Annotated in this window: 30 protein-coding genes and 1 tRNA gene; 13 read left to right on the plus strand and 18 right to left on the minus strand. The window is 63.5% G+C overall.

Translation table 11 applies throughout. From position 1 onward, the window contains the following. Window positions 1-14 precede the first annotated feature (14 nt). Window positions 15-1,145: a DUF5938 domain-containing protein gene (locus ACP2YO_RS00645; protein ID WP_426438179.1), complete on the minus strand. Its 1,131-nt coding sequence runs from the start codon at window positions 1,143-1,145 to the stop codon at window positions 15-17. A gap of 36 nt (window positions 1,146-1,181) precedes the next feature. Next, window positions 1,182-1,985: an SDR family NAD(P)-dependent oxidoreductase gene (locus ACP2YO_RS00650; RefSeq protein ID WP_426438180.1), complete on the minus strand. Its 804-nt coding sequence runs from the start codon at window positions 1,983-1,985 to the stop codon at window positions 1,182-1,184. A gap of 322 nt (window positions 1,986-2,307) precedes the next feature. Between ACP2YO_RS00650 and ACP2YO_RS00655 the strand changes: the two genes are divergently transcribed. Beyond that, window positions 2,308-2,946, plus strand: a complete 639-nt coding sequence (locus ACP2YO_RS00655) for a TetR/AcrR family transcriptional regulator (protein ID WP_426438181.1) — start codon at window positions 2,308-2,310, stop codon at window positions 2,944-2,946. 186 nt (window positions 2,947-3,132) lie between these two features. Here ACP2YO_RS00655 and ACP2YO_RS00660 read toward each other — a convergent pair whose 3' ends face one another. The 9 genes from ACP2YO_RS00660 to ACP2YO_RS00700 all read right to left on the minus strand — a co-directional run bounded on the left by ACP2YO_RS00660 (window position 3,133) and on the right by ACP2YO_RS00700 (window position 11,014). Then, a complete protein-coding gene (locus ACP2YO_RS00660) occupies window positions 3,133-3,429 on the minus strand; it encodes a nucleotidyltransferase family protein (RefSeq protein WP_426438182.1) in 297 nt (98 codons plus the stop codon). Between the two features lie 61 nt (window positions 3,430-3,490). Then, window positions 3,491-3,952, minus strand: a complete 462-nt coding sequence (ptsN, locus tag ACP2YO_RS00665) for a PTS IIA-like nitrogen regulatory protein PtsN (protein WP_426438183.1) — start codon at window positions 3,950-3,952, stop codon at window positions 3,491-3,493. 231 nt (window positions 3,953-4,183) lie between these two features. Continuing rightward, entirely contained in the window at window positions 4,184-4,783 is a 600-nt protein-coding gene (gene hpf / locus ACP2YO_RS00670) for a ribosome hibernation-promoting factor, HPF/YfiA family (RefSeq protein ID WP_426438184.1), read from the minus strand. Window positions 4,784-4,982: 199 nt separating this feature from the next. Then, complete coding sequence (rpoN, locus tag ACP2YO_RS00675) at window positions 4,983-6,638, minus strand: RNA polymerase factor sigma-54 (RefSeq protein ID WP_426438185.1); 1,656 nt, start codon at window positions 6,636-6,638, stop codon at window positions 4,983-4,985. Between the two features lie 103 nt (window positions 6,639-6,741). After that, window positions 6,742-7,725 carry an LPS export ABC transporter ATP-binding protein gene (gene lptB / locus ACP2YO_RS00680; protein ID WP_426438186.1) on the minus strand — a complete coding sequence of 328 codons (984 nt, stop codon included), beginning with the start codon at window positions 7,723-7,725 and terminating at the stop codon, window positions 6,742-6,744. A 328-nt stretch (window positions 7,726-8,053) separates the two neighbouring features. Further along, entirely contained in the window at window positions 8,054-8,698 is a 645-nt protein-coding gene (locus tag ACP2YO_RS00685) for an LptA/OstA family protein (protein WP_426438187.1), read from the minus strand. A 21-nt stretch (window positions 8,699-8,719) separates the two neighbouring features. Further along, window positions 8,720-9,466 carry an LptA/OstA family protein gene (locus tag ACP2YO_RS00690; protein WP_426438188.1) on the minus strand — a complete coding sequence of 249 codons (747 nt, stop codon included), beginning with the start codon at window positions 9,464-9,466 and terminating at the stop codon, window positions 8,720-8,722. Next, complete coding sequence (lptC, locus tag ACP2YO_RS00695; RefSeq protein ID WP_426438189.1) at window positions 9,463-10,188, minus strand: LPS export ABC transporter periplasmic protein LptC; 726 nt, start codon at window positions 10,186-10,188, stop codon at window positions 9,463-9,465. Before lptC ends, ACP2YO_RS00690 begins: the two co-directional genes overlap by 4 nt. Before the next feature lie 211 nt (window positions 10,189-10,399). Next, the gene (locus tag ACP2YO_RS00700) at window positions 10,400-11,014 is read right to left on the minus strand and encodes a ribonuclease D (protein WP_426438190.1); all 615 of its coding nucleotides are present in this window, start codon (window positions 11,012-11,014) and stop codon (window positions 10,400-10,402) included. A 239-nt stretch (window positions 11,015-11,253) separates the two neighbouring features. Here ACP2YO_RS00700 and ACP2YO_RS00705 point away from each other — a divergent pair, with 239 nt between their 5' ends. The 4 genes from ACP2YO_RS00705 (at window position 11,254) to ACP2YO_RS00720 (ending at window position 13,723) form a co-directional block, all read left to right on the plus strand. Continuing rightward, window positions 11,254-11,511: a type II toxin-antitoxin system ParD family antitoxin gene (locus ACP2YO_RS00705; RefSeq protein WP_426443503.1), complete on the plus strand. Its 258-nt coding sequence runs from the start codon at window positions 11,254-11,256 to the stop codon at window positions 11,509-11,511. A 30-nt stretch (window positions 11,512-11,541) separates the two neighbouring features. After that, window positions 11,542-11,793, plus strand: a complete 252-nt coding sequence (locus tag ACP2YO_RS00710) for a type II toxin-antitoxin system RelE/ParE family toxin (protein WP_426443504.1) — start codon at window positions 11,542-11,544, stop codon at window positions 11,791-11,793. A gap of 180 nt (window positions 11,794-11,973) precedes the next feature. After that, complete coding sequence (locus ACP2YO_RS00715) at window positions 11,974-13,245, plus strand: MFS transporter (protein ID WP_426438191.1); 1,272 nt, start codon at window positions 11,974-11,976, stop codon at window positions 13,243-13,245. Between the two features lie 79 nt (window positions 13,246-13,324). Continuing rightward, window positions 13,325-13,723 carry a tautomerase family protein gene (locus tag ACP2YO_RS00720; RefSeq protein ID WP_426438192.1) on the plus strand — a complete coding sequence of 133 codons (399 nt, stop codon included), beginning with the start codon at window positions 13,325-13,327 and terminating at the stop codon, window positions 13,721-13,723. A gap of 35 nt (window positions 13,724-13,758) precedes the next feature. Here ACP2YO_RS00720 and ACP2YO_RS00725 read toward each other — a convergent pair whose 3' ends face one another. The 3 genes from ACP2YO_RS00725 to ACP2YO_RS00735 form a co-directional block, all read right to left on the minus strand. Beyond that, window positions 13,759-14,046, minus strand: coding sequence for a helix-turn-helix domain-containing protein (locus ACP2YO_RS00725; RefSeq protein ID WP_426438193.1), 288 nt, complete (start codon window positions 14,044-14,046; stop codon window positions 13,759-13,761). Beyond that, window positions 14,043-14,273: a type II toxin-antitoxin system RelE/ParE family toxin gene (locus ACP2YO_RS00730; protein WP_426438194.1), complete on the minus strand. Its 231-nt coding sequence runs from the start codon at window positions 14,271-14,273 to the stop codon at window positions 14,043-14,045. The genes ACP2YO_RS00725 and ACP2YO_RS00730 overlap by 4 nt, the downstream gene beginning before the upstream one ends. Before the next feature lie 219 nt (window positions 14,274-14,492). Continuing rightward, window positions 14,493-14,579: transfer RNA gene (locus ACP2YO_RS00735), tRNA-Leu, on the minus strand. A gap of 147 nt (window positions 14,580-14,726) precedes the next feature. Between ACP2YO_RS00735 and ACP2YO_RS00740 the strand changes: the two genes are divergently transcribed. Continuing rightward, window positions 14,727-15,695: a complex I NDUFA9 subunit family protein gene (locus tag ACP2YO_RS00740; protein ID WP_426438195.1), complete on the plus strand. Its 969-nt coding sequence runs from the start codon at window positions 14,727-14,729 to the stop codon at window positions 15,693-15,695. A gap of 168 nt (window positions 15,696-15,863) precedes the next feature. Here ACP2YO_RS00740 and ACP2YO_RS00745 read toward each other — a convergent pair whose 3' ends face one another. Beyond that, entirely contained in the window at window positions 15,864-16,670 is an 807-nt protein-coding gene (locus tag ACP2YO_RS00745; RefSeq protein ID WP_426438196.1) for an undecaprenyl-diphosphate phosphatase, read from the minus strand. 324 nt (window positions 16,671-16,994) lie between these two features. Here ACP2YO_RS00745 and ACP2YO_RS00750 point away from each other — a divergent pair, with 324 nt between their 5' ends. From ACP2YO_RS00750 to ACP2YO_RS00760, 3 genes are read left to right on the plus strand one after another with little or no spacing between them, the layout of a single operon-like run. Beyond that, a complete protein-coding gene (locus ACP2YO_RS00750) occupies window positions 16,995-17,687 on the plus strand; it encodes a glutathione S-transferase family protein (RefSeq protein WP_426438197.1) in 693 nt (230 codons plus the stop codon). Next, the gene (queG, locus tag ACP2YO_RS00755; protein WP_426438198.1) at window positions 17,636-18,826 is read left to right on the plus strand and encodes a tRNA epoxyqueuosine(34) reductase QueG; all 1,191 of its coding nucleotides are present in this window, start codon (window positions 17,636-17,638) and stop codon (window positions 18,824-18,826) included. Before ACP2YO_RS00750 ends, queG begins: the two co-directional genes overlap by 52 nt. 34 nt (window positions 18,827-18,860) lie before the next feature. Further along, a complete protein-coding gene (locus tag ACP2YO_RS00760) occupies window positions 18,861-19,658 on the plus strand; it encodes an acyl-CoA thioesterase domain-containing protein (protein ID WP_426438199.1) in 798 nt (265 codons plus the stop codon). 101 nt (window positions 19,659-19,759) lie between these two features. On the opposite strand, the gene ACP2YO_RS00765 is transcribed toward ACP2YO_RS00760, so the two are convergent. Continuing rightward, a complete protein-coding gene (locus tag ACP2YO_RS00765; protein WP_426438200.1) occupies window positions 19,760-20,230 on the minus strand; it encodes a nuclear transport factor 2 family protein in 471 nt (156 codons plus the stop codon). A 25-nt stretch (window positions 20,231-20,255) separates the two neighbouring features. Further along, entirely contained in the window at window positions 20,256-21,092 is an 837-nt protein-coding gene (locus ACP2YO_RS00770; protein ID WP_426438201.1) for an alpha/beta hydrolase, read from the minus strand. 229 nt (window positions 21,093-21,321) lie between these two features. Between ACP2YO_RS00770 and infC the strand changes: the two genes are divergently transcribed. After that, the gene (gene infC, locus ACP2YO_RS00775; protein ID WP_426443505.1) at window positions 21,322-21,861 is read left to right on the plus strand and encodes a translation initiation factor IF-3; all 540 of its coding nucleotides are present in this window, start codon (window positions 21,322-21,324) and stop codon (window positions 21,859-21,861) included. A gap of 74 nt (window positions 21,862-21,935) precedes the next feature. Here infC and ACP2YO_RS00780 read toward each other — a convergent pair whose 3' ends face one another. Further along, entirely contained in the window at window positions 21,936-22,259 is a 324-nt protein-coding gene (locus tag ACP2YO_RS00780; RefSeq protein ID WP_426438202.1) for a hypothetical protein, read from the minus strand. A 373-nt stretch (window positions 22,260-22,632) separates the two neighbouring features. Between ACP2YO_RS00780 and rpmI the strand changes: the two genes are divergently transcribed. The 3 genes from rpmI to pheS all read left to right on the plus strand — a co-directional run bounded on the left by rpmI (window position 22,633) and on the right by pheS (window position 24,577). Next, window positions 22,633-22,833, plus strand: a complete 201-nt coding sequence (rpmI, locus tag ACP2YO_RS00785; RefSeq protein WP_008539890.1) for a 50S ribosomal protein L35 — start codon at window positions 22,633-22,635, stop codon at window positions 22,831-22,833. A gap of 78 nt (window positions 22,834-22,911) precedes the next feature. Next, on the plus strand, window positions 22,912-23,271 hold the full coding sequence (rplT, locus tag ACP2YO_RS00790) for a 50S ribosomal protein L20 (protein WP_426438203.1): 360 nt from the start codon (window positions 22,912-22,914) through the stop codon (window positions 23,269-23,271). Window positions 23,272-23,494: 223 nt separating this feature from the next. Then, complete coding sequence (gene pheS, locus ACP2YO_RS00795; RefSeq protein WP_426438204.1) at window positions 23,495-24,577, plus strand: phenylalanine--tRNA ligase subunit alpha; 1,083 nt, start codon at window positions 23,495-23,497, stop codon at window positions 24,575-24,577. Window positions 24,578-24,744 lie beyond the last annotated feature (167 nt).

The raw sequence follows: 24,744 nt of genomic DNA on the forward strand, positions 1-24,744 counted from the left end.
ACCCGCGATTTATCTTAGTCGTGCACGGTAAGGATCGGCTTGCTGACCAGGCCGAAGCTGCGCAACTGCCCGAGCAGTTCGTGATGGCCGAACGCCTGGCAGCCGGAGGCGAAGCCTACACGCTTGGGCGGCTGCTGCAGCAGGTGTGCCGCCGCATAGGCCTGCATCAGCCCGGTCTGCTTGTAGTTGCTGTTGCCGTAGATGATGCAGTGCGCGCGCCCCAGCGGGCCGGAGGCATGCACCGAATCCATCGACTTGTTGACGCGCGGGTTCTCACGCGGCGGCATGCTGTTCATCACACCGGCGGCGGTCTGCGCCAACGCGGCGTAGCGCTCGTCGGGCTTCATGTCCTTCGTGGCATCCAGTGCGGCGGCGACGATCTGCGGCACGGCCTGCATCAGCGCGCGGTTGAAGACGCCGCCCAGCACCTTCACGTTGGCCACGCGCGGATCGCGCTTGAACCAAACCGGGTGCGAGGTGCCGCCCCAGGGCAGCGCCAGAGCCAGTTCGTGCTGGCCGGGGATGGCGAGGCTGTAGAGGCCGGCATCGGGCTGATGCTCGACGTACTTGTTCTGCTCCAGGTAGTAGGCCTTGGCCATCGCGGCGTTGACCAGGATGGTCTGCGTCGAGGCGATGGTCGGGCTGCCGCCCCAGAACACGGCGATATCAAGCGTGTCGAGGCCGGGCGTTTCCAGGCATAGCTGCGCGGCGATCTCACCGGTGGTGTACATCTGCGCGATGCCCGGCGCCAGCAGCAGGCCGGCATTGGCGAACTTCGCGCCCCACTCCTGTTCGAGCGTGATCAACCAGTCCTGCTCGCCGGTGGTGTCGGTGTAGTGGCACCTGGAAGCCCAACAGGCCTGCACCACCTCGCCGCCGAATTTGGCAAAGGGGCCCACTGTGTTGAGCACCACCGAGGCGCCATTGAACAGCCCGGTCAGCGCGGACACGGTGTGCGGCACCTCCACCACCTCGTAGTCGGCGGTCTCGATGCCGGCCACGTTCGACTTCATTGCGGCGTTGAGCTTCTCGCCGCTGCGGCCGGCGGCGAGGAAGGGGATGTTGTACTCGCGCAGATATTCGCACACCAGCCGGCCAGTGTAGCCGGAAGCGCCATAGACGACGACGGGCTTCTTTTCGCTCATTGCGATCCTCCAGAATGATTGTTGTCGCGTTGGTGGTTACATGCCCATGCCGCCGTCGACCGGCAGTCCGATGCCGGTGATGAAGCGGGCCTCGTTCGAACAGAGGAACACCGCGGCGTCGCCGATGTCGCCGACTTCCGCGAGGCGACCGAGCGGGGTTTGCTCCACCACCGAGCCGACCGCCGCGTTGATGTCGGCCGCGAGCCCGACCTTCACGATGTCGTTGGCGAGCTGCATGCCCATGTCGGTCGGGATCAGGCCGGGATAGATGCAGTTGACGCGCACGCCGAAGCCGAGCTTGCCGGCTTCCATCGCGCCGACCCGCGTCATGCGGTCGACCGCGGATTTGGTGCCCGAATAGACCGCGATGCTCGGGAAGGCGATTGTTGCCGCGACGGAGGAGATGTTGACGACCGCGCCGCCCTTGCCCGCCGGCCCACCCGGCCGCATCGCGCGAAATGCGTGCTTCATGCCGAGCACGGTGCCGACGATGTTGACGTCGCACATCCTCCGCGCGTCCTCGGCCTTGATCTCACTGACCAGTGAGGTGATCTCGATGCCGGCGTTGTTGATGAGGATGTCGTAGCCGCCGAGCGTCGCGACTGTGGCTGCGACGGCCATTTCCCACTGGGCGTCGTCGGTGACGTCGAGCTTGACGAAACCGGTTTTCACGCCGGTCTTGGCGATCTCGCCGGCGGTGTCCTTGCCGACGCTTTCGAGAATATCGCCGATCATGATCGAGGCGCCGGCCCGCGCCAGCGCCTGTGCGATCGCGGCGCCAATGCCCCGGGCGCCACCGGTGACCAAAGCTTTCCTGCCTGCAAGACTCTTTTCACTCATGACGTGCTCCTCCCGTTGCTGGTGATTGATTGGTGCTGCCGCGATGGGCAGCCTGTGCCGGCGGACTGCGCGCCCTTGCGTGGGGGCAGTCATGGCCGGTGCCGACGAAGCGCAGCTTTGGCGCTCCAATCGACGCATCTCCTCCCTGTTCGACGTCTTGACGACTGTCCAAATTATTTCGTCGAACCTCCGCCAGAAGCTGGACACTTGTCAAGACGAAATTTGACAAGTGTCAAAGAGGATGGTTGTGAGGGGGATGGAGCGCGCCATGATTTGCGCGCTATAAGCGATCGAAAGATCGCGACTAAAGGGAAGATGCGAGATGGCGCGACGGGCGACGGGCGCAGCGCAGCGGGTGACGGAAGCCGCCGAGGTGCTGCGCGACGAGAAATTCAACGCACGGCGGATCGAGCTCGCCGATGCGGCGCTGGAAACGCTCGGCGAACTCGGCTTCGCGCGCACCAGCCTGCGCGAGATCGCGCAGAACTCCGCGTTCACGCATGGCGTGTTTCACTACTATTTCAGCGACAAGCTCGACCTGATCTGCTGCTGCGTCCGCCACTACAAGGCCAAATGCGTGACGCGCTATGACGAGGTGGTGACCTCGGCGCAGAGCCGCGACGAATTGACCGAGGGTTTCCTCGCCAAGCTCGCGGCCACGCTGCAGAACGAAGCCCGCATGCACCGGCTCTGGTACGATCTGCGCTCGCAGGCGATGTTCGAGGCCGCGTTTCGCAAGGACGTGCTCGAGATCGACAAGAGCCTGGAAGCGATGATCTGGCGGATCGCCTCGCGCTACGCCGAGCTCGGCGGCACACGGCCTGCCTCATCCCCGGCCGCGCTCTATGCGCTGTTCGACGGCCTGTTCCAGAGCGCGCTGCTCAAGCACCTCGCCGGCGACGAAACCGCGGTCCCCGAACTGCTCGACGAAGTCAGGCGATTGCTGCCGACGATCTGCTGAGGTGCTTGCCGCGACTTCCTGGCAACCTAGATTCTTTTGCGCGCTTCACGATGCCACGTTCAACTGCCGAGCGCAGCAGCCACGAGCGCTCGTAGTCTCGAACCGTCTTCCCACCAGCGCTCTCTCGATGCCACGGATGCTTTCCAGCATGTCGTGGATACGGAGCAAGGGGGAACGCGTGATCATTCAGAAAACCCGCGTCGCGTCAGCCTCAATCTGCTTTCGAATCAGCGGATGAAGTCCTTTGCGGGTGGTAAGATCGATTTCGACGCCGAAGCTCTCTTCAAGCAGCCGCTTGGTTGCCACCAGGTCGAGAGCATTGAACCGGCTGCGAGAGTCGTAGTCGATGAAGAGGTCGAGGTCGCTCTTCGCATGGGCCTCGTCGCGCGCCGTCGAACCAAACAGATACAGCGATGTCGCCCCGAGCGCCCTAACGGCGTCGGCCTGCTCACGCAGCTTCTGGAGGGCTTCGGCTCTTGTCATAAATGCAACTGTACCACGGGCGGCGAAGTGCCCGCAAAGTCGTTGCTACAGCTGAGTTGGGCTACGCCGCGCTCGCTGGCGGCAGCGCCAGCACCGAGTAGATCGCCTGCGCGTCGCGGGAGGCGCGCAGCTTCTTGGCGACGTCCTGGTCGCGCAGCAGGCGGGCGATTCGCGCCAGCGCCTTGAGGTGGTCGGCGCCGGCGCCTTCGGGCGCCAGCAGCAGGAAGATCAGGTCGACCGGCTGGCCGTCCATCGCCTCGAAATCGATCGGGCGCTCGAGGCGGGCGAACAGCCCGAACAGCCGCTCGAGCTTGGGCAGCTTGCCATGCGGAATAGCGACGCCGTAGCCGACGGCGGTGGTGCCGAGCTTTTCGCGCTGCAGCAGCACCTCGAAAACGGAGCGCTCATTCTGCCCGGTCAGGTTTGATGCGCGCGCCGCGAGTTCCTGCAGCGCCTGCTTCTTGCTGATGACTTTCAAGGTCGGGAGAATCGCCTCGGGTGCGACCAGATCGGTAATCGGCATGGGACGTTCCGAGGTGAATGAAACCGTCAGGTTGCGAAATAGGCGTTACAGCGGTGGTGTCAAGAATGTGTGACGGGAGACGGCCTTAGCGCGGGTCCCGGTTGGCAGGGCTTCTACTCCAACGCGTCGGCGGTGCCAACACCTGCAAACCCTGTTCCGCTGCCTTATCCCTTGGGGCGGCGGACCATAAGCAGGGCTGGCTTCGGCCGTCAATGCCATGCGTCATATATCTCAGGGGTTAACCGCCGGAGGATCGACCCAGCCGACATTGCCGTCGGTCCGGCGGTAGATGACGTTCACCCGGCCGCTGCCGCCGTGCTGGAAAACCAGGCAGGCGGCGCCGGACAGATCCAGCTCCATGACAGCCTCGCTGACCGACAGCCGCTTCAACGCCGTCGTTGCCTCGGCAATGATCACCGGGCTGTACTCGGTGACCTCGTCGTCGCTCTCGGGCGCCTCGATGACATAGCTCGGCGCATCGAGCCCTACGCCGTTCAGTTCGGCGAACGCGGCAGTCGCAGCATAGGACTTGCGGGCCGAGCGATCCTTCAGCCGGCTCTTGTAACGGCGCAGGCGCTTTTCGATCATCAACAGCGCCGCGTCGGCGCTGGCATAGGCATCCGTGGCGTTGGACTCCGCTTCCAGCGTGATCCCGGAATCCAGATGCAGCGAGCAATCGGTCCGGAAGCCGAAGCCATCCTTGCTCAGCGTGATGTGACCGGAATAGTTGCCATCAAAATACTTTCGGAGGACCTCGTCGGTGCGGTCGCCGACGCGCGCGCGAAGCGCTTCGCCGATGCTGATGCTCTTTCCCGAGATTCGAAGGGTCATTTGATGCCTCGATTGCTGGATGCCTCGATCACTCGCTTGCGGGAGCATGTTGCTTTCGGAATTCGACGACCTGCCTTTCTGGGTCGTGTTTTGAGAAGAAGGGGAGTTGAGAGTATCGCGATTTGACGCGAACGCAACGCGCGCGTGATCCGGAAAAGCCGCAACCGGTTGGCCGACCAGATCATGCTCAAAAAATAACCTAAACTGCAGCCGTATCGCGCGACCGGTCTGGAGACGAGGCAGGCGCCGAAAGGGCATTACCGAGCATGCTCTGTTTGTCACGGCGGCGCTGCACCGAGGATGGTATCCGCATCGCTTCGCGGTACTTGGCGACGGTGCGGCGGGCAATATCAATGCCGGACGCCCGCAAACGTTCCACGATCGTGTCGTCGGACAGGATCGACGCCGGCGCTTCGCTGTCGATCAACTGCTTGATGTGGTGCCGCACCGCTTCCGCCGAATGCGCTTCGCCGCCGTCGGCGGATGCAATCGATGCTGTGAAAAAATACTTCAATTCAAAACTGCCGCGATTGGTCGCCATGTACTTGTTGGCGGTGACGCGCGACACCGTCGATTCATGCATCTGGATCGCGTCGGCGACCGCCTTCAGATTCAGCGGCCGCAGATGCGCGACGCCATGGGTGAAGAAGCCATCCTGCTGACGGACGATCTCGGTCGCGACCTTCAGGATGGTGCGGGCGCGCTGGTCGAGCGCGCGCACCAGCCAGGTCGCGTTCTGCAGGCAATCGGTGAAGTACGATTTGTCACCGTCCTTGCGGATCGTCTTCGACAGCTCAGTGTAATAGGTCTGGTTGACCAGCACGCGCGGCAGAGTGTCGCTGTTGAGCTCGACATGCCAGCCGCCGTCCGGACCCGGACGCACATAGACGTCGGGCACCATGGTTTGCGTCTTCGCGGCGCCGAACTTCAGACCGGGCTTCGGATTGAGCCGGCGGATCTCCGCGATCATGTCGGTGATGTCGTCGTCATCGACGCCGCAAAGTTTTCGCAAGGACGCGATGTCGCGCTTGGCGAGCAGGTCGAGATGCTCGACCAGCGCCTGCATCGCGGGGTCGTAGCGGTTGAGCTCACGCAGCTGGATCGCGAGGCACTCGCTTAAGCTTCGCGCGCACACGCCCGGCGGATCGAATTTCTGCAGCACCGCGACGACCTGGTCGACCGCCTGTTGCGACGCGCCGAGCCGGTCGGCGGCCTGGCCGAGATCGACCGGCAGGTAGCCGGCCTCGTCGACCAGGTCGATCAGATACTGCCCGATCATGCGCTGCGCCGGCGCCTCGAAGGCCACCGCGAGCTGCTCGGCGAGGTGGTCGCCGAGCGTCAGCTCGGCGGCCACGAAGGCTTCGAGATTGTAATCGTCGTCGCTCGAGGCGCCGCCACCCCATTCGGTGTAGACCGAAGGCGGCGCATCCTGCGCGGCTCGCGCGGCGGCTTCGGCGGGCTCTTCGGTGAAGACGTTGTCGAGGCCGGTATCCAGCGTCTGCTCGATCTCGGCACGGGTGCCGAGGTCGCGGTTCAGCCAGTCCTCCTGGCCGGGCTCGAAAGCCTCGCCACTGGAACCGCCGGCCATGTCGGTCGAATCGCCGCCCTCATCGCCATAGCTGGTGGAGCCCTCGCCATCGGCATAGTCGGACCGCTCCATGGCGGGCTCGCCCGCCACCGGCTGTTCTGGGCCGTCGGCCCCCCGTTCCAGCAACGGATTGCGTTCCAGTTCCTCCTCGACGAAGGCCGACAGATCGAGGTTCGACAGCTGCAGCAGCTTGATCGCCTGCATCAGCTGCGGCGTCATGACCAGCGACTGTGACTGGCGGAACTCTAATCTTTGCGTCAGCGCCATGGAGGCAAGAACGATCCCAAGAAACGATCCAAAAAGTTGGCTCGATTCTTGCTTATCTTAGTCCACAGCCAATGTATATGGCTTGACGGATCAGAATGTTGCGCTAGAGGCGGAATTCCTCGCCAAGGTAAAGGCGACGTACGTCCGGATCATTGACGATCTCATCGGGGCTGCCTTCCGTCAAGATTTCTCCGGCATAGACGATATAGGCACGGTCGGTGAGGCCGAGCGTCTCGCGGACATTGTGGTCGGTGATGAGCACGCCGATGCCGCGATTGGTCAAATGCCGCACCAGATCCTGAATGTCGCCGACCGCGATCGGGTCGATGCCGGCGAACGGCTCGTCGAGCAGCATGTAATTCGGGCGCGTCGCCAGCGCGCGGGCGATTTCGACGCGGCGGCGCTCGCCGCCGGACAGTGCGATCGACGGGCTCTTGCGCAGCCGCGTGATGTTGAATTCGTCGAGCAGCGAATCCAGCTCGTGCTCGCGCTGCTTCTTCGAGGTCTCGACGACCTCGAGCACCGCGCGGATATTCTGTTCAACGGTCAGGCCTCGGAAAATCGAGGCTTCCTGCGGCAGATAACCGATGCCGAGGCGGGCGCGCTGGTACATCGGCAGTTTCGTGACGTCATGGCCGTCGAGCTCGATCGCGCCGCGATCGGCCTTGATCAGGCCGGTGATCATGTAGAACACCGTGGTCTTGCCGGCCCCGTTCGGCCCGAGCAGGCCGACCGCTTCGCCGCGGCGCACATAGATGCTGACGCCGCGCACGACCTGGCGGCTGCCGAAGCTCTTTTCCACACTATGGACAGCGAGGTAACCCGGCCGCTTGATCAGGCGCGGCGCGGTGGCGCCGTTGCTCTTGGCGCGCGGCTTTTCCGCACGCGCCGGCTCGGCAGAAGGCTGGGGCCGCAATTCAACGCCGGGAACCGCGGCGGCACGCGCCATCGGCGGCGCATCCCGCACCGGGCTCGCCAGCATATCGCCGAACGAATCGCCGAGCGCCGTGATGTCGTCGTGCGAGCGCGCAAATCCGGCACCGCGTTTCGCAGGGCGCCGCCGGAACATGCCGAGTAAATCCACCATCCCCGCTTCGCTTTAGCCCTCTACGGTGTCCCGCGACCTTGCCTGCGGACCACTTGATTCGCACGCGTGCCTCACAAGCATGACCAGGAAAAATGGATACCGGCTTTCCCCGCGACATCAGCGGAACGCATTTGCGCGGAGATCATGCTCAAACAACGGCAAAGCGCGATAACAGCGCTTTGAATGATTGGATGCCCTTGCTCCGGCCGACGCCACGATCCCCTCAGATGCGCCTCGAAGCCGAACCGCCCCAGTAGATACAGGCTCCCAGCGCGAGCTTCAACCTCGCGCCTGCGAAATATTATATAACACGCTGATATATATTGATTTATTTTGATTTTCTTGGATTCGGGGAAGGCAGCATTGGTGCCGGTGCGTTGCCGCAATCCTGTCCCTGACCGACCATTGCCTGCACCTTGCCCGTGTCGGATTCGACCCGGGAGAGGCCGGTGGTCATGTCGACCAACAGACGATCGCCGCGCACCACATTCTTGCACTGGGTCAGCACCACGCCGCCGAGCATGGTGATCAGATTGGTCCTGGTGTCGAAGATCGCGGTCTCGCCGGTGACGATCCGGTCCTTCTGGGTGACGACGACATTGCCCTTCGCCACCAGCCGCTTGATCGAGGAACTGCCGCCGGGGCCAGGTTTAGCGGAATGTAACGGCGCGCCCTTCGCGTCCGGGAGGGGCGCCGCCGGCTGGGTGGAGCTGTTCTCGTAGAACGCGACCAGTATTTTTGAGGTCATGGTGGTATCGCCCTGGACCACCTTCACGTGGCCGGCAAACGTGGCCTCCTTCTTCTTGTCGCGCACCTCAAGCGAGGCCGCTTCGATCTGGACCGGCTGGTCGCGATTCTGCGCGAAGCCCTGCATGGCGTTGGGCACGGAGGCTGCGCCCTGCGCGCAGACCCTTTCGAACGCGATCACCGCGAGGATGCAGACGGGGGTGGCAAGAACGCGCAGAAAAAGCATCCTGACCTACCTGGATTTATCCTATTTGGGCTTGCTTGGGCTTCCCGGAAGCAGCGAAGGAAGCGCCGGGGCCGAGCCGGGCGCGGCTGGTGTTCCGCAGCCCCCCTTGCTGCCGGCGCCGCTCTTGTCCTGGGACTGGATGAATAGCCCCTGGACTTTGCCGTTGTCGGCCTCGACCCGCGAGACACCGGTGGTCATGTCGACCAGCAGCCGGTCGCCGCGCAGCACGTTCTGGCACTGGGTCAGCACCACCTGGCCGCCGCCGCCGCCGAGCATGGTGATCAGATTGGTCTTGGTGTCGAAGATCGCGGTCTCGCCGGTGACGACCTGATCCTTCTGGGTGACGACGACGTTGCCCCTTGCCTCCAGCCGCTTGATCGACGAGGCGCCGCCGGGGCCCGGGGCCGCCGCCTGCATCGGAGCAGCGGCGCCCTTCGCGGCCTTGGAAGGCGCGGCCGGCGCGGCGGGCGCCGCCGGTTGGGTTGACTTGTCCTCGTAGAACACGACCAGCACTTTCGAGGTCATGGTGGTGTCGCCCTGAATCACCTTCACGTTGCCGGAGAAGGTCGCCTCCTTCTTCTTGTCGCGCATTTCGAGCGCGGCGGCCTCGATCTGGATCGGCTGGTCGCGGTTCTGCGAGAAGCCCTGCATGGCGTTGGGAACGCCGGTCATCGAGCCTTGCGCGGAGGCAACGCCGGCGGAAAACAGCGCGAGCACGAAGGCCGCGGTTGCCGTGATGCGCGGAGAAAATCTCATCATCAGGATCATTTCGAGTTGGCGGATCTGCGCGTCTTCGGCGCCGGCGGAGGAGGCGGCGCCGGCTCGGCAGCGGGTGGATTGTTATCGCCGAGCTTGTCCAGATTCATCACCACGTTGCCCTCGAATCGCACCAGTTCGCCGCCGTTGTAGATGCGAATCCTGTCTGACGTCAGCGTGCCGTCGAGCAGCTTGACGTCGACATGCTCATCAGATGTCACGGTGTTCTTGTTCATGTCGACGAAGGCCTGCGTCAGCTTGGCTTCATAGCCGGTAGACGACTGCAGGAAGATATCCTCGCGCAGGTCGAGCAATTGCTGCTTTTGGTCGAAGAAGCCGGTACGCGCGTCCATGACCACCGTCGATCCGTCCGCTTGCGCCACCTTGGCGCGGATCGTTTTCAGCTCGACATGATCGGGGTCGGTGACGTCCTGGATCGCCGCCTTGGCCCACATCTCGTAAGGCCGCCCATCGGCCGAGAAGCCGGCGAGATGCGGCGATTCCATCGTTATCTTGGTGCCTGATACCACGAGATTGTCCATCTCGACCGGCAACTTGGGCATCAAGGCGCGGAACGGATTGACTACCGAAACGAAGACGATCGTCGCCATCGCCAACACCACCGTCGCCGGCACCGCGATGCGCAGGATCCGCACCATGCGGCTGTGGCGCGCGGCCGCTGCGAAGCGGGCCTCGAGGCCGACCACATAGGATGGGTCCTGAATCGAACTCACAAATGCTCCCGAGCCGCGAAATCGCGGCCCATTCTACCCGCAGCTGCCCAAATATGCAGCCAAAGCGTTTTCGGGCGCGGCAGACACGGGTTCGCGTCAAGAAAACGCATTAAAACAAAGTCCTCGCGTCGCGCCCCGGAGCGGGACCTCGCGTGAACAGTTTGGCCGAAACGGGGCGGAAAGTGCCTCCCGCGCCCGAATTCGTCGCCGTTCATGAATGGGCGAAGATGTCCTCGGCTTCCCAGCCGTCGAGATCGAGCCGGGCGCGGAAGGGGAGGAATTCAAAGCAGGCCTTGGCCAGGTCGGTCCGCCCCTCGCGCGCCAGCATGACGTTGAGCCTGTCGCGCAGCGCATGCAGATGCAGCACGTCGGAGGCCGCGTAGGCGAGCTGCGCCTCGGAAAGGCTCGGCGCACCCCAGTCGCTCGACTGCTGCTGTTTCGACAGATCGATGTTCAGGACTTCCCGCACCAGGTCCTTCAGGCCATGGCGGTCGGTATAGGTGCGGGTCAGGCGCGAGGCGATCTTGGTGCAATAGACCGGCGTCGGCATCACGCCAAAGCTGCTGTAGAGCACGGCGACGTCGAACCGCGCGAAATGGAAGATCTTGGTGACCTTGGGATTGCCGAGCAGCGCCTTCAGATTCGGCGAATCGGTGTGCCCCTTCGGGATCTGGATCACGTCGGCGGTGCCGTCGCCGTTCGACATCTGCACCACGCAGAGCCGGTCACGATGCGGATGCAGCCCCATGGTCTCGGTGTCGATCGCAACCGAATCGGTATAGCGGGACAAATCCGGCAGGTCGCCGCGATGCAGGCGGATGGTCATGAAAAAGGCCTCGGGTTCCAAATGTCGATTCGGCGAGACAGTAGCGTCCAATTGGCGGCGATGCGAGCGGAACGCGGCCGCTAAACCCCGGCCAGACCGGCGTTTTCCCCGATCTCAAAGGACGGTCGTTGGTGGTCGGCCTATCCGCCCAGCCGGCTAACGCTCAATTCCGCGATGCTGCCGGGTTGAACGGCGGACAATCCAATAATAGTTATTGTTGAGATCGAATGGAGGCCCTCATGGCAATGAGTGCAGATCTCGGAGAAACCCTCGAGGCTTTTGTGACCAAGCTCGTGGATTCAGGCCGCTACCAGTCCAAAAGCGAGGTACTCCGCGAGGGTGTGCGGCTCGTTCAGGAACGTGAAGCTCGGCTGGCCGCACTGGACGCGGCGATCGCGCGCAGGCTTGCCGACGTCGAGGCCGGGCGAGTGAAGCCGAGTTTCGAGGTGTTCGATCGTCTCGAAGCAAAGTTCGCCAACAAGACCGGTCGCACGTGATCGTCGGAAGCAGAGGCTGACATCGAGCAGATCGCGACTTATGTCGCGGAACAAAGCCTCGGGAATGCGCTCAACCTCGTTCGCAGGTTGCGGGAACGGTGTGAATCTTTGGCGGATGCTCCGCGCGGTTACCCGCTGGTCCCGCGTTACGAGCATCTTGGCGTTCGCCGGCGTCCGTTCGGCAACTTCCTGATTTTTTTTCACGTTGGCGTGGATACGGTTGAAGTCATTCACATCTTGCACGGAGCACGGGACTATGAAGCGCTGCTATTCCCCGAATAGCCCGTGCCGAGCGGGCGATGTGGAACTGTGAGCGTGGCAATTGCGCCGCACTAACGCGCCGAGTTCCTTCGACCACACGCGGACCGGCAACACTTCCGCAGCCGCCTCGTGAAATCGCCCCGCACCCTCCCTATCTCTTGCCAGCCCCTCGCCCGCCCGTCTCCCAATGAAATGAGCCTCATGTCCGAACAGACCCTCGCAGCGCCGATCGACGCCCCACAGGAACTGTCGCGCGGGTTTACGCGCTACCAGTCGATTCTGATCGCGCTGCTTGCCTTCACGCAGTTCACGATCATCCTCGACTTCATCATCATGTCGCCGCTCGGCGCCATCCTGATGCCCGCGCTCAACATCACGGCCGGACAGTTCGGCGTGGCGGTGTCGGCCTACGCGTTCAGCGCGGGATTGTCGGGCATCCTTGCCGCCGGCTTTGCCGACCGTTTCGACCGCAAGCGCCTGCTGTTGTTCTTCTATGCCGGATTCACGCTCGGCACGCTGCTTTGCGCGCTGGCGCCAAACTACCATGTGCTGCTGCTGGGGCGGATCGTGACCGGGTTGTTCGGCGGCGTGATCGGCTCCGTCGTACTCGCCATCGTCACCGACCTGTTCGCGCTGCATCTGCGCGGCCGCGTGATGGGATTCGTCCAGACCGCGTTCGCCGCAAGCCAGGTGCTCGGCATTCCGGCCGGCCTGTTTCTCGCCAATCACTGGAACTGGCACATCGCCTTCGCGGCGATCGTCGGCCTGGCGATCGTCGCCATGGTGACCATCGCATTCGTGATGCAGCCGGTCGACGGGCACCTGCGGCTAAAGCAGGACCACAACCCGTTCCACCATCTGATCGCGACCATCGGACAGCCGCGCTACACGCTGGCCTTCCTGGTGACGACGCTACTGGCGACCGGCGGATTCATGCTGATGCCGTTCGGCAGCGCCTTCACCGTGCATAATCTCGGCATCGATATCGTGCACCTTCCAACCATCTACCTCGTCTCCGGCCTGTTCAGCATCATCACCGGGCCGCTGGTCGGCCGTGCCAGCGACGCGTTCGGCAAATACCCGACCTTCGTGTTCGGCTGCATCGTGACCGTCATCATGGTGCTGATCTACACCCATCTCAGCCAAGTCTCCTTGACGACCGCGATCATCGTCAACGTACTGATGTTCGTCGGCATCTTTTCGCGCATGATCCCGTCGCAGGCGCTGATGTCGGCGATCCCCGATCCGAGCCAGCGCGGCTCGTTCAGCGCGATCAGCGCCTCCGTGCAGCAGCTCTCCGGCGGACTAGGCTCGGTGTTCGCCGCCGCGATCATCGCGGAGAATCCCGATGGCTCGCTGCTGCATTTCGACCGGATCGGATATGTCGTCATGACGACGTCGATCCTCTCGATGATCGCGATGTATTTTGTGCAGAGATCAGTCGCGAAACGGAGCGGCAAGCGGATGGTGTGATCGCAACCGCTGACCGCGTGTCACGGTCTCCTCACACCTTGCGCGCGATCTGCTCTCGGAAATCCAGGGAGCCCTCGTCATGCCGCTCGTCATCATCTCCCTCCTCAAGGGCAAGTCCAGGGAGCATATCCGCGCCATCTCCGACGGCATCCACCAGGCCCTGATGGACACCTACAACGTGCCGCCGGGCGATCGCTTCCAGATGATCCACCAGCATGAGCCCGAGGAGTTCGTCTACGACGCCGACTATCTCGGCATCCACCGCACCGACGATGTCGTGTTCATCCATATCGTCGCCGGCAACTGGCGCGACACCGCGACCAAGAAGGCACTCTACAAGGCCATCGCCGACCGCCTCGCCGAGAAGCCCGGCCTGCGGCGCGAGGACGTGCAGGTGGTGCTGTCACCGAACGCGCGCGACGAATGGTCGTTCGGAAATGGGGTCGCGTCGTATCTGAAGGATGACGATCCGGCTTGACGTTCAGATCAGCCCGCCGGACGCCGCAGCGCCGCTCAGGCGACCTCGAGTTCGACGTGCACGCGACGTCCAAGCGACGTGGCGATGTTCACCAGTGCGTCAAGCGAGAAGTGCGATACACGTCCGCGAAGCAAATCATTCATGCGGGGCTGAGTAATTCCACATTGCGCGGCGGCCTTGGCCTGCGTCCATTTGTTGCGCTTAATGATGGCTGCGATCTGGCGCATCAGCTCAGCACGTGCGCGCAAGTTTGCAGCCTCCGATGGCGTATCCGCAACCGCATCCCAAACGCTCTCATAAGTCTCTGATTTCATCTTCTTCATTTTTGCCTCTTCGTGAGTTCCGCAAATCGGCTTCGCGCCAGATCAATGTCTCTTTGGGCGGTTGCAGAGGTCTTCTTCTCGAAGGCGTGCAGCACGTAATCCGCATCCGAGAGGCGCGCCGTATAGACAACGCGATAGGTTCGCCTGTCGTCCGCTCGGCTGCTCACCACGTTGCACACGATCGAGCTGGTAACCGGCGTCGTGCCGCGCGCCCTCCGGGAAATCACGCAAGCGCTTCAATGAATCGCCGAGGAAGCGGACAGGCTTCATTGCCTGAATATCCTGATATCAGTATAGCGTGAGAAGCGAAAATCACCGATCGGGAACGTCACGGCACCGTGGATGACAGTGGCGCGGAGGCGCCTTGAGCTAAGCAGCGCGTGGTTAGCTACCGGTCAGCCGCTTATCCGCTGCAAACCAGCGATTTCAATCGCTTAAAAAGCTGGTGGTGCCCAGGAAAGGACTCGAACCTTCACGGCCGTTAAGCCACTGGCACCTGAAGCCAGCGCGTCTACCAATTCCGCCACCTGGGCATGTGGAGCGGCTTAGTAAGGTTCGGTTACGCGCTTGTCAAATTCGCGATTGGAAATTCAAATACGCTGTACAGGATTGGACCGATGGCGTATCGCCAAACGGCTAACTCCCGTCAACGGCTCTCGAATCCGGCAGGAATGGACCCCATGGCATCGAACCTGGAAACAACGGTCACGGTCTTCGGCGGATCGGGTTTTCTGGGGCGGAATGTGGTCCGGGCGCTCTGCAAGCGCGATTATCGCGTCCGCGTCGCGGTGCGGCGGCCCGAACTCGCCGGCCACCTCCAGCCGCTGGGCAAAGTCGGGCAGATCCACGCCGTCCAGGCCAATGTGCGCTACCCGGCCTCGGTCGAGGCGGCGATGCGCGATTCGCACATCGCGATCAATCTGGTGGGCATCCTGGCCGAGGGCGGCGGGCAGACCTTCGGCGCCGTCCAGGAGAAGGGCGCCGAGACGGTCGCCAAGGCGACGGCGGCCGCCGGCGCCCGGATGATCCATGTCTCGGCGATCGGCGCTGACGAGAATTCGCCCTCCAGCTATTACCGTTCCAAGGCCGCCGGCGAGGCCGCGGTCAAGGCGGCGGCACCGTCGGCCATCATCGTGCGGCCGTCGCTGATGTTCGGGCCCGAGGACCAGTTCACCAACCGCTTCGCCGCGCTGGCCCGGATGTCGCCGGTGCTGCCGCTGGTCGGCGGCGGCGTCAACAAGATGCAGCCCGCCTATGTCGCCGACGTGGGGCGGGCGGTGACTGACATTGTCGACAAAGACCCCAAGGCCGATGCGGCTTACGAGCTCGGTGGGCCGGAAGTGCTGACCATGCGCGAGGTCATGGAGATCATCCTCGAGATCACCCAGCGCGACCGCATGCTGGCGCCGCTGCCGTTCGCCCTCGCCAGACTGCAGTCGCTGGTCCTGCAATTCGCACCCGGCGCGTTCAAGCTGACGCCGGACCAGGTGGCGATGCTGCGCTCGGACAATGTGGTGTCGGAGGCGGCGAAGGCCGCCGGGCTGACATTCGCCGGCCTCGGCATCACGCCTGACTCGATAGAAGCAATCGCCCCGCAATATCTCTGGCGCTTCCGCGCGACCGGGCAGTTCCAGAAGAAGAGCGCTTAGGGCTCTTACTCCCCCTCGCCCCGTTCTTACGGGGAGAGGGTTGGGGTGAGGGGCTGCCTCCGCAAATTTACTGCCTGACAGTACGCGGTGAGTCCCCCTCACCCAGAACGCATCTGACGATGCGTTCTGACCTCTCCCCGCAGGCGGGGCGAGGTGAAGCAAGCGCCCCTACTTCCCCATCGCCAGTGCGATCAGGCCGAGGGTGCCGACGATCACGCGCCACCAGGCGAAGAACGTGAAGCCGCGGCGGGTGACGAAGTTGAGGAACGCGCGCACCACGATCAGCGCGGTGACGAACGAGACCACGAAGCCGATCGCGATCAGGCTGAGATTGTCGGTCGTGAAATCGGCGCGGTTCTTGTAGAAATCATAGGCGAACGCGCCGATCATGGTCGGGATCGCGAGGAAGAACGAGAACTCCGCCGCCGCGCGCTTTTCGGCGCCGAGCAGCATCGCGGCCACGATGCTGGCGCCGGAGCGTGACACACCGGGGATCATCGCCAGGCACTGCGCAACGCCGATCCAGAAATAGGTCAGCAGCGGAAACCGCGTGGCGTCGTCCTCGTGCGGATGCAGATCGAGCTGATCGACCCACATCAGCACGGCGCCGCCGACGATCAGGCTGAAGCAGACCACCCACGGATTGAACAGATATTCCTTGATGTATTTGCCGGCAATCAGGCCGATCACCACCGCCGGCAGGAACGCCACCAGCACGCCGATGACAAAGCGCCGGTCGTCGGGATTGGAGAACATGCCGACCGCGATCCGCCACAATTTCACGAAGTAGAGCACGAGGATTGCCAGGATCGCGCCAAGCTGGATCAGGATCGCAAAGCTCTTCCAGAAATCGCCTTCGCCAAGATTGAAGAAGCGTTCCGCAAGCAGCAGGTGTCCCGTCGAAGAAACCGGCAGGAACTCGGTGACGCCCTCGACAATTCCGAGAATCACCGCCCGCAGCGTATCCGTCATCATGATCTTGCCTGCCCCATGTCCGGAGAATGGTCTGGAAAAACCGCGTCCTTCTCGCCTATTCCACCAATTGCTGCAATCGCAAAAAAACAGCAAACAAAGGTTGCCTGATCGATTTGCTGGGCTATAGCGTTTTTGTGACCCACGTCCTGCGCGGGGGTGGCTACCGGTTCGCGCGATGACGCGACATACAGACGATCGAAGCTCGTTCGGCCAAGTCGTGTAAGTTCAAGTCGCGCAAGTTCGGGTCACACAGGTTCAAGTCACACCGGCTCAGTTCACAAAGGTTGATGGTTTCTTAAGCGCCGCGACACTACCAAGGACTCCATGTACACGCTGTATCACCATCCGTTCTGTCCGCATTCGCGCTTCATTCGCCTCGTGCTCGGCGAGTATGGCCTCGATCTGCGCCTGGTGGAGGAACGGGTCTGGGAGCGGCGCGAGGCGTTCCTTGCGCTCAATCCGGCGGCCACCACCCCGGTGCTGATCGCCGAGGGCTTTCCGCCGATTCCGAGCGCGCCTGTTATCGCCGAATATGTCGACGAGGCGCATGGCGCCGAGGCCGGCGAGCGGCGGCTGATGCCGGCCTCGATGGCCGAGCGCGTCGAGGTGCGCCGCCTGATGGCGTGGTTCAACGAAAAATTCTTCGAGGAAGCCTCCAACCCGCTGGTGACCGAGCGGATCTACAAGCGCTTCATGAGCGAGGAGAATGGCGGTGGTCCGCCGGCCGCCGACGTGATGCGCGCGGCCAAGGTCAATGTGCGCTATCATCTCAATTACATCGGCTGGCTGGCGAAGACGCGGAACTATCTCGCCGGCGACCGGCTGACCTACGCGGATCTCGCCGCCGCGGCGCATCTTTCGGCGATCGACTATCTGGGCGACGTGCCATGGAGCGAGGACGACGCGGCAAAGGCGTGGTACGCGCGGGTGAAGTCCCGCCCGTCGTTCCGCCCGCTGCTCAGCGAGTGGCTGGCCGGGGTGCCGGCGTCGCGGACCTACGTGGATCTCGACTTCTGAACCAGCCGGTCAGGCTTTCTCCAGATGATCTCAAGGCGGCGTTGACGCGCGAGGCGCGCGCGCTCGGCTTCGACAGCATCGGGGTCACCGCTGCAGATGCGACCGCGCAGGCCGGCAGATATTTCCTCGAATTCCTCGACTCTGGCGGCCATGGCGACATGGATTGGCTGGCCGCCAATCCGGAGCGCCGGGCCGATCCGCGCGTGCTGTGGCCCGGCGTGCGCTCGATCATCATGCTCGGCGTCAACTATGGGCCTGACGCCAATCCGCTGGAGAGCCTCGAGCGCCGCACCTCGGGCACGATCTCGGCCTATGCGCAGGGCGACGACTATCACGACGTCATCAAGAAGCGGCTGAAGACGCTGGCGCGCTGGCTCGCCACGGCGAGCGGCGACGAGGTGAAAGTATTCGTCGACACCGCCGCCGTGATGGAGAAGCCCTTGGCGCAGGCCGCAGGGATCGGCTGGCAGGGCAAGCACACCAACCTCGTCTCGCGCGAATTCGGCTCGTGGCTGTTTTTGGGGGCGATCTTCAGCGCATCCGACCTGCCGCGCGATAGCGGCGACACCGATCATTGTGGCAGTTGCCGCGCCTGCCAGGACATCTGCCCGACCGCGGCGTTTCCGGCCCCCTACAAGCTCGATGCGCGGCGCTGCATCTCGTATCTGACGATCGAGAACAAGGGCCCGATTCCGCGCGAGTTTCGGTTGGCGATCGGCAATCGCATCTATGGCTGCGATGACTGCCTGGCGGTGTGTCCGTGGAACAAGTTCGCCCAGGAGGGTCGCGAGGCCAAGCTCGCGGCGCGGACCGAATTGCGCGCGCCTGATCTTGCCGATCTCGCGCGGCTCGACGATCCGGCCTTCCGCGCGCTGTTTGCGAAATCGCCGGTCAAACGCATCGGTCGCGACCGCTTTGTGCGCAATGTGCTAATCGCGATCGGCAATTCCGGCGATGCTGCACTCGCCGATGACGCGCGGCGTCTGCTCGACGATGCGAGCCCGCTGGTGCGCGGCGCCGCGGTGTGGGCATTGTCGCAATTGATCGGCCGCGACGAGTTTGCGGCGCTGGCGTTACAGGCTCACAGCGAGCTCGACGCGACCGTGCGAGAGGAATGGCAAGTGGCCGCCGCCTCTTGATTTCATCGTGCGGTTCCCCTCATGGTCGCGGGCCATGACAAACCATCCCTTCTTCACCAGGCACGGCGACGGCTTCATGCCGACGTCAGTTACGAACGGACCGTGGAGTCCGGAATCCCTGCACGGTCGCGTCGTGATCGGCCTGCTCGCGTTCGTCATCGAGGAGCGTCACGGCGCCGATGATTTCGTGCCGGCGCGGCTCACCGTCGACATGTTCCGCCTGCCCAACATCACGACGCCGATCGAGGTGACGACAAAGCTGGTGCGCGACGGACTGCGCATCAGGATGATCGAGGCCGAGTTCCTGTCCGGCGGCAGCAGCATGGCGCGCGCCTCCTGCCAGTTATTGCGCAAGACGGAAAATGCAGCGGGCAATGTCTGGTCGCCGCCGAACTGGGAGGTGCCGCGGCCATCAGACATTCCGAAGCCGACCGATCCGAGGCTCGGCATGAACGGTAAATGGGAGACGCGGCCGATTGTCGGCCACATGGGGTCATCAGGTCCGCGCCGGCTCTGGATGAGCGAGGTGCGCGACCTGGTCGAGGGCGTGCCGATGACGCCGTTCGTCCATGTCGCGACCGGAGCCGACTTCGCGAGCCCGTTCGCCAACGCCGGCGACCAGGGGCTGGGCTACATCAACAGCGACGTCACGATCTATCTGCATCGTTTGCCGGTGACCAACTGGATCGGCTTCGAGGTGGTCAACCATCACGCCACCGATGGCGTCGCGATCGGCGAATGCTGGCTCTACGACGAGCAGGGACCGATCGGGACATCGACGGTCGCGGCGCTGGCGCAGCGCAAGCCGATGACCAACCCGCCGCCGCCGTAATTCTCCGTCGTCATTGCGAGGAGCGAAGCGACGAAGCAATCCACATCTCCGCGCATGCTGGAGCATGGATTGCTTCGCTTCGCTCGCAATGACGGATGGAGCTATGGCGCCAGATGCCGCGCCATTTCCGGCCGTGCCTTCAGCGCGCCGCCCTGCTTGGCCATGATCTTGGCGATCCGCTCTGGTGCAAAGTTGAGGTCGACAAAGGCCGGCGCGGTGTTGGCGACCTCGTGGTACTCCGTGATCTTGCCGTCACGCAGCCGCATGATCGCGACGCCCTCGAACATCGCCCGCGCGCCCTTGGCTTCCGGCAGCGTCGAGCGATAGCTGAACGTGTAGCGCGCATAGAGCGTCTCGCCGTCGCTGACGGGCGCGTGCATGTCCCAGCGGAAATCGGTCGCGGTGCGATAGAACCAGTCGTCGATCATCTCGGCGATTTTCGCATGGCCCTCGAACGCGCCGTAGAATACGTCGTGATAGACGCCATCCTCGGTGAACAGGCTTGCGAAGGCCTCGCCGTTGCGCTGTTCGACCGCGTCGCAGAACGCACGCAGCATGTTGGTCATGTCCATCGGCGTTGCACTCTTTGAGAGAAGCCTAGCCGATCTCCGCCACCGCGGCGATGATCCGCGCGATGTCCTGCGGCCGTGACAGACGATGATCGCCGTCCTGGATCATGGTCAGCACGACGTCCTCGGCCGGCAGCCGATGCACCAGCGCGAAGGCGTGCTTCCACGGCACGTCGGGATCCTGTGCGCCCTGCAGGATGCGCACCGGGCAGCCGACATCGATCTGGCTACCGAGCAGCAAATGGTTGCGGCCCTCCTCGATCAGATGGCGGGTGATCGGATAGGGCGTGCCGTCGTCATACTCCGACGGCCGGAGCCAGACGCCCTTGGTCTCGATCTCGGCGCGGATCTCGGGCGAAAACGCCTTCCACATCAGTTCCTCGGTGAAATCAGGCGCGGGCGCGATCAGCACCAGGCCGGCGAGCGACGCAGCGCCGTTGCCGCGCCTGATGATCTCGCGCGCCAGCAGCAGCGCCATCCAGCCGCCCATCGAGGAACCGATCACCACCTGCGGCCCGCGGCAAAACTCCGAAAACACCGCCGCGCTCTCCTCGAGCCAGCGGCCGATCGTGCCGTCGACGAATTGGCCGCCGGATTCGCCATGGCCGGAATAGTCGAACCTGATGCAGGACCGGCCGTGCTCGGCGGCCCAAGCTTCCAGCGCGACCGCCTTGGTGCCCTTCATGTCGGATTTGAATCCGCCGAGCCAGAACAGCCCCGGCGCGCTATTTGCGCTGCCGGGCGCGCCGCTTGCGCTGCCGGGATTGTTGCCGTTTCGGGCACGCACAGCGATCCGGCGCCGACCAACGCCCTCGCCGACCTCGATAAAGGCGGGTTCCTCATCAGATGCGGCAGCTTGGTTCATGGCTCGGTCACTCGGATGTCAGATCTCTGCTTTTCAATTGTCTGACGGCATCGGTCAACGGCTGCGGCCTTATGCCTTGCACAGCGCGCGCGCGAGCTATATGTGCCGGGCGTGACCAAAATGCCTCGCATTTGACGGTTTTGCCGCAGACCTTGCGAGTTCGCTTGCCCATGGCGGCGTCTTGCTTCAAAATATCCGCCTTCCCTTTCACAATCTTGGAGAGCTACCCATTCGCCGTCCCAATAGAGCCCCGCCGACAGTCGCCAAAGACGGGCCGCGCACCAATGATGAGATTCGCAACGCGCAGATCCAGCTGATTGACGTGGAGGGTGTCAACAAAGGCACCGTGGAAACCGTTGTGGCCATCAAGATGGCCATGGATGCCGGTATGGATCTCGTCGAGATTTCGCCGAACACCAGTCCTCCCGTCTGCAAGATCATGGACTACGGGAAGTACAAGTATTCCGCGCAGAAGAAAGCCGCCGAAGCCCGCAAGAAGCAGAAGGTCGTCGAGATCAAGGAGATCAAGCTCCGCCCGATGATCGACGATCACGACTATGACGTGAAGATGCGCGCGATGCAGCGCTTCTTCGAGGAAGGCGACAAGGTCAAGATCACCTTGCGCTACCGCGGTCGTGAGATGGCGCACCAGGAGATCGGCACCAAGCTGCTGGACAAGGTGAAGGCCGACGTCGCCGAGTTCGCCAAGGTCGAGCAGGACGCGAGGTTCGAGGGCCGCCAGGTCGTGATGGTACTGGCGCCGCGCTAATTCGAATTTGTTCGATTGCCGAGAGGGAATGGCCCGTCAGATGTCTGGCGGGCCGTTTTCGTTTTGCGCGACGATTACGTCCGCGTCGCCTGCCAGGTGCCGCTACAGCGGTCGCCGGTGATCTCCCCGCGCCAAGTCCCAGCTCCGCCTCCGGCGGCCAACCGACCGCCCCCGCTGGCATGGGAGCGGCCGATTGAGACCTGAACCGCGACGCTGCCGGAGCGGTTGACCACGCCCGACACGCGGCCGCCGCCGGCCGAGGACACCCGGCTGCCGGTCACCGTGAACGGGACCATCTGGCCGGAGCTGCAAACGCCTTGGGTGGTGGCGAAGACCACGTTCCAGACGCCGTCATAGGCGCCGCTGCGCGCGGGCTCGTCTTGGCGTCGGCGGTGCAAGGGGCCAAGCCTACCGCTAGCAAGCCGGCCGCAAGGCAGGCCAGCAGGGGAAGCGCCCGCACGGCGCGGGCGGGCGGGAAACCGGCAAAAAGGGAACCGGATGGGGAGGAATGGGTCATGGCCATCGCACCTTGGGTGACTGCAATGCCTCTCAGTCACGCGAGCCGGTTGCCCGGTTCATCGTTGCAAAACTGCGTTTCCTCTGTCATAAGCCCGGCTTCGTCGACCGGCTGATCAAGGGCTGCCGTGGCGACGTTTTGTGCGGGTTCTCTCCAATTCGGGAAAAACCTTAGCACTTCCAACGCTCTAACGAGCATTTTAGCCGGCCGAACGCCTCTTAGGGCGATATTCGCGTTGGCGATAGGAGAGCCAAATGCCCAAGTTGAAGACCAAGTCGGGCGCTAAAAAGCGCTTCAAGGTGACTGCCACCGGCAAAGTGATGCACGCCCAGCGCGGCAAGCGCCACGGCATGATCAAGCGGACAAAGAAGCAGATCCGTCAGCTCCGCGGCACCCGCGTGCTGTTCAAGACCGACGGCGACAACGTCAAGAAGTACTTCTTGCCGAACGCCTGATCGCGTCCATCCGCTTGAACCTAGGCCAGCGTCCGCGCAGGCCTCCAGTCACCACTTTTAGATCCAAGGATTTCCGTCATGTCTCGCGTCAAACGCGGTGTGACCTCTCACGCCAAGCACAAGAAAGTCTACAAGGCCGCCAAGGGCTTTTACGGCCGCCGCAAGAACACCATCCGCGCCGCCAAGGCTGCCGTCGAAAAGGCCGGCCAGTACGCCTTCCGCGACCGCAAGCGCAAGAAGCGCACCTTCCGCGCGCTCTGGATCCAGCGCATCAATGCCGCGGTTCGTCCATTCGGCATGACCTACAGCGTCTTTATCAACGGCCTCTCGAAGTCGGGCATCGAGGTCGACCGCAAGGTGCTGTCGGATCTCGCGATCACCGAGCCGGCTGCGTTCCAGGCGATCGCCGAGAAGGCCAAGGCCGCGCTGGCGGCTTGATCCCGTCGCCCGTTTGCTCAGTTCGAGCTGCGGTGGCCAGTGAAAGCGCGAAGCGCGTCTTCGCGCCGAACGATACGCGCATGACGGCTTCTCTCGCACTCTAAGACGTGGCTGCCCGGCAGGGCCGACAACTTTGCACAGTCTGCACAAGAGCAGACGTGCTATGGCCGGGCATGACGGGTCAGGAGCATCGGCTTAGCATCCTGGCCAGTAAGGGATTGCTATGACCGATCTTGCGAGCCTCCAATCCGAAATCCTCGACCGGATCGCCGCTGCCGGCGACGAAGCCGCCCTCGAGGCGGTGCGCGTCGCAGCCCTCGGCAAGAAGGGCTCGATCTCGGCGCTCCTTGCAACCCTTGGAAAAATGTCGCCGGACGAGCGCAAGACGCAGGGTGCTGCGATCAACCTCGCCAAGGATGCGGTGACACAGGCGCTGACCGCGCGGCGCGATGTGCTGAAGTCGGCGGCGCTCGATGCGCGTCTTGCCGCCGAGACCATCGACGTCACCTTGCCGCTGCGCGAGACGCCGGCCGAAGCCGGCCGCATCCACCCGCTGACCCAGGTGTGGGACGAACTCACCACGATCTTCGCCGATATGGGATTTTCGGTCGCCGAAGGTCCCGACATCGAGACCGACGACTACAACTTCACCAGGCTGAATTTCCCGGAAGGCCATCCGGCGCGCGAGATGCACGACACCTTCTTCTTCAACCCGAAGGAGGACGGCTCGCGCATGCTGCTGCGAACCCACACCTCGCCGGTGCAGGTGCGCACCATGCTGACCCAGAAGCCGCCGATCCGGGTGATCTGCCCCGGCCGCACCTACCGCATCGACTCCGATGCGACGCATACGCCGCAATTCCACCAGGTCGAGGGCCTCGTCATCGACAAGAGCTCGCATCTCGGCCACCTCAAATGGATCCTGCACGAGTTCTGCAAGGCGTTCTTCGAGGTCGACCACATCAACATGCGGTTCAGGCCGTCGTTCTTCCCATTCACCGAGCCGTCGCTCGAAGTCGACATCCAGTGCCGCCGCGACAAGGGCGAGATCCGCTTCGGCGAAGGCGAGGACTGGCTGGAGATTCTCGGCTGCGGCATGGTGCACCCGAACGTGCTGCGCGCCTGCGGCATCGATCCCGACGTCTACCAGGGCTTTGCCTGGGGCATGGGCATCGACCGCATCGCGATGCTGAAATACGGCATCGCCGATCTGCGCCAACTGTTCGACAGCGACGTCCGCTGGCTCAACCACTACGGCTTCAAGCCGCAAGACATCCCGACGCTGGCGGGAGGGCTGAGCACGTGAGTCTCACGCTCGGTCCCGTCGCGGAAAGAGCCCCCACCCTGCCCCTCCCCCGCAAGCGGGAGAGGGAATGGATAGGGTTTGCTCAAATGGGTACGAAGACTTCCTCGCCGCGAACGGTTGAACTCCCTCTCCCGCTTGCGGGGGAGGGTTGGGGCGGGGGTCTCTCC

The sequence above is a fragment of the Bradyrhizobium genosp. P genome (genome assembly GCF_049949265.1).
GTDB lineage: Bacteria > Pseudomonadota > Alphaproteobacteria > Rhizobiales > Xanthobacteraceae > Bradyrhizobium.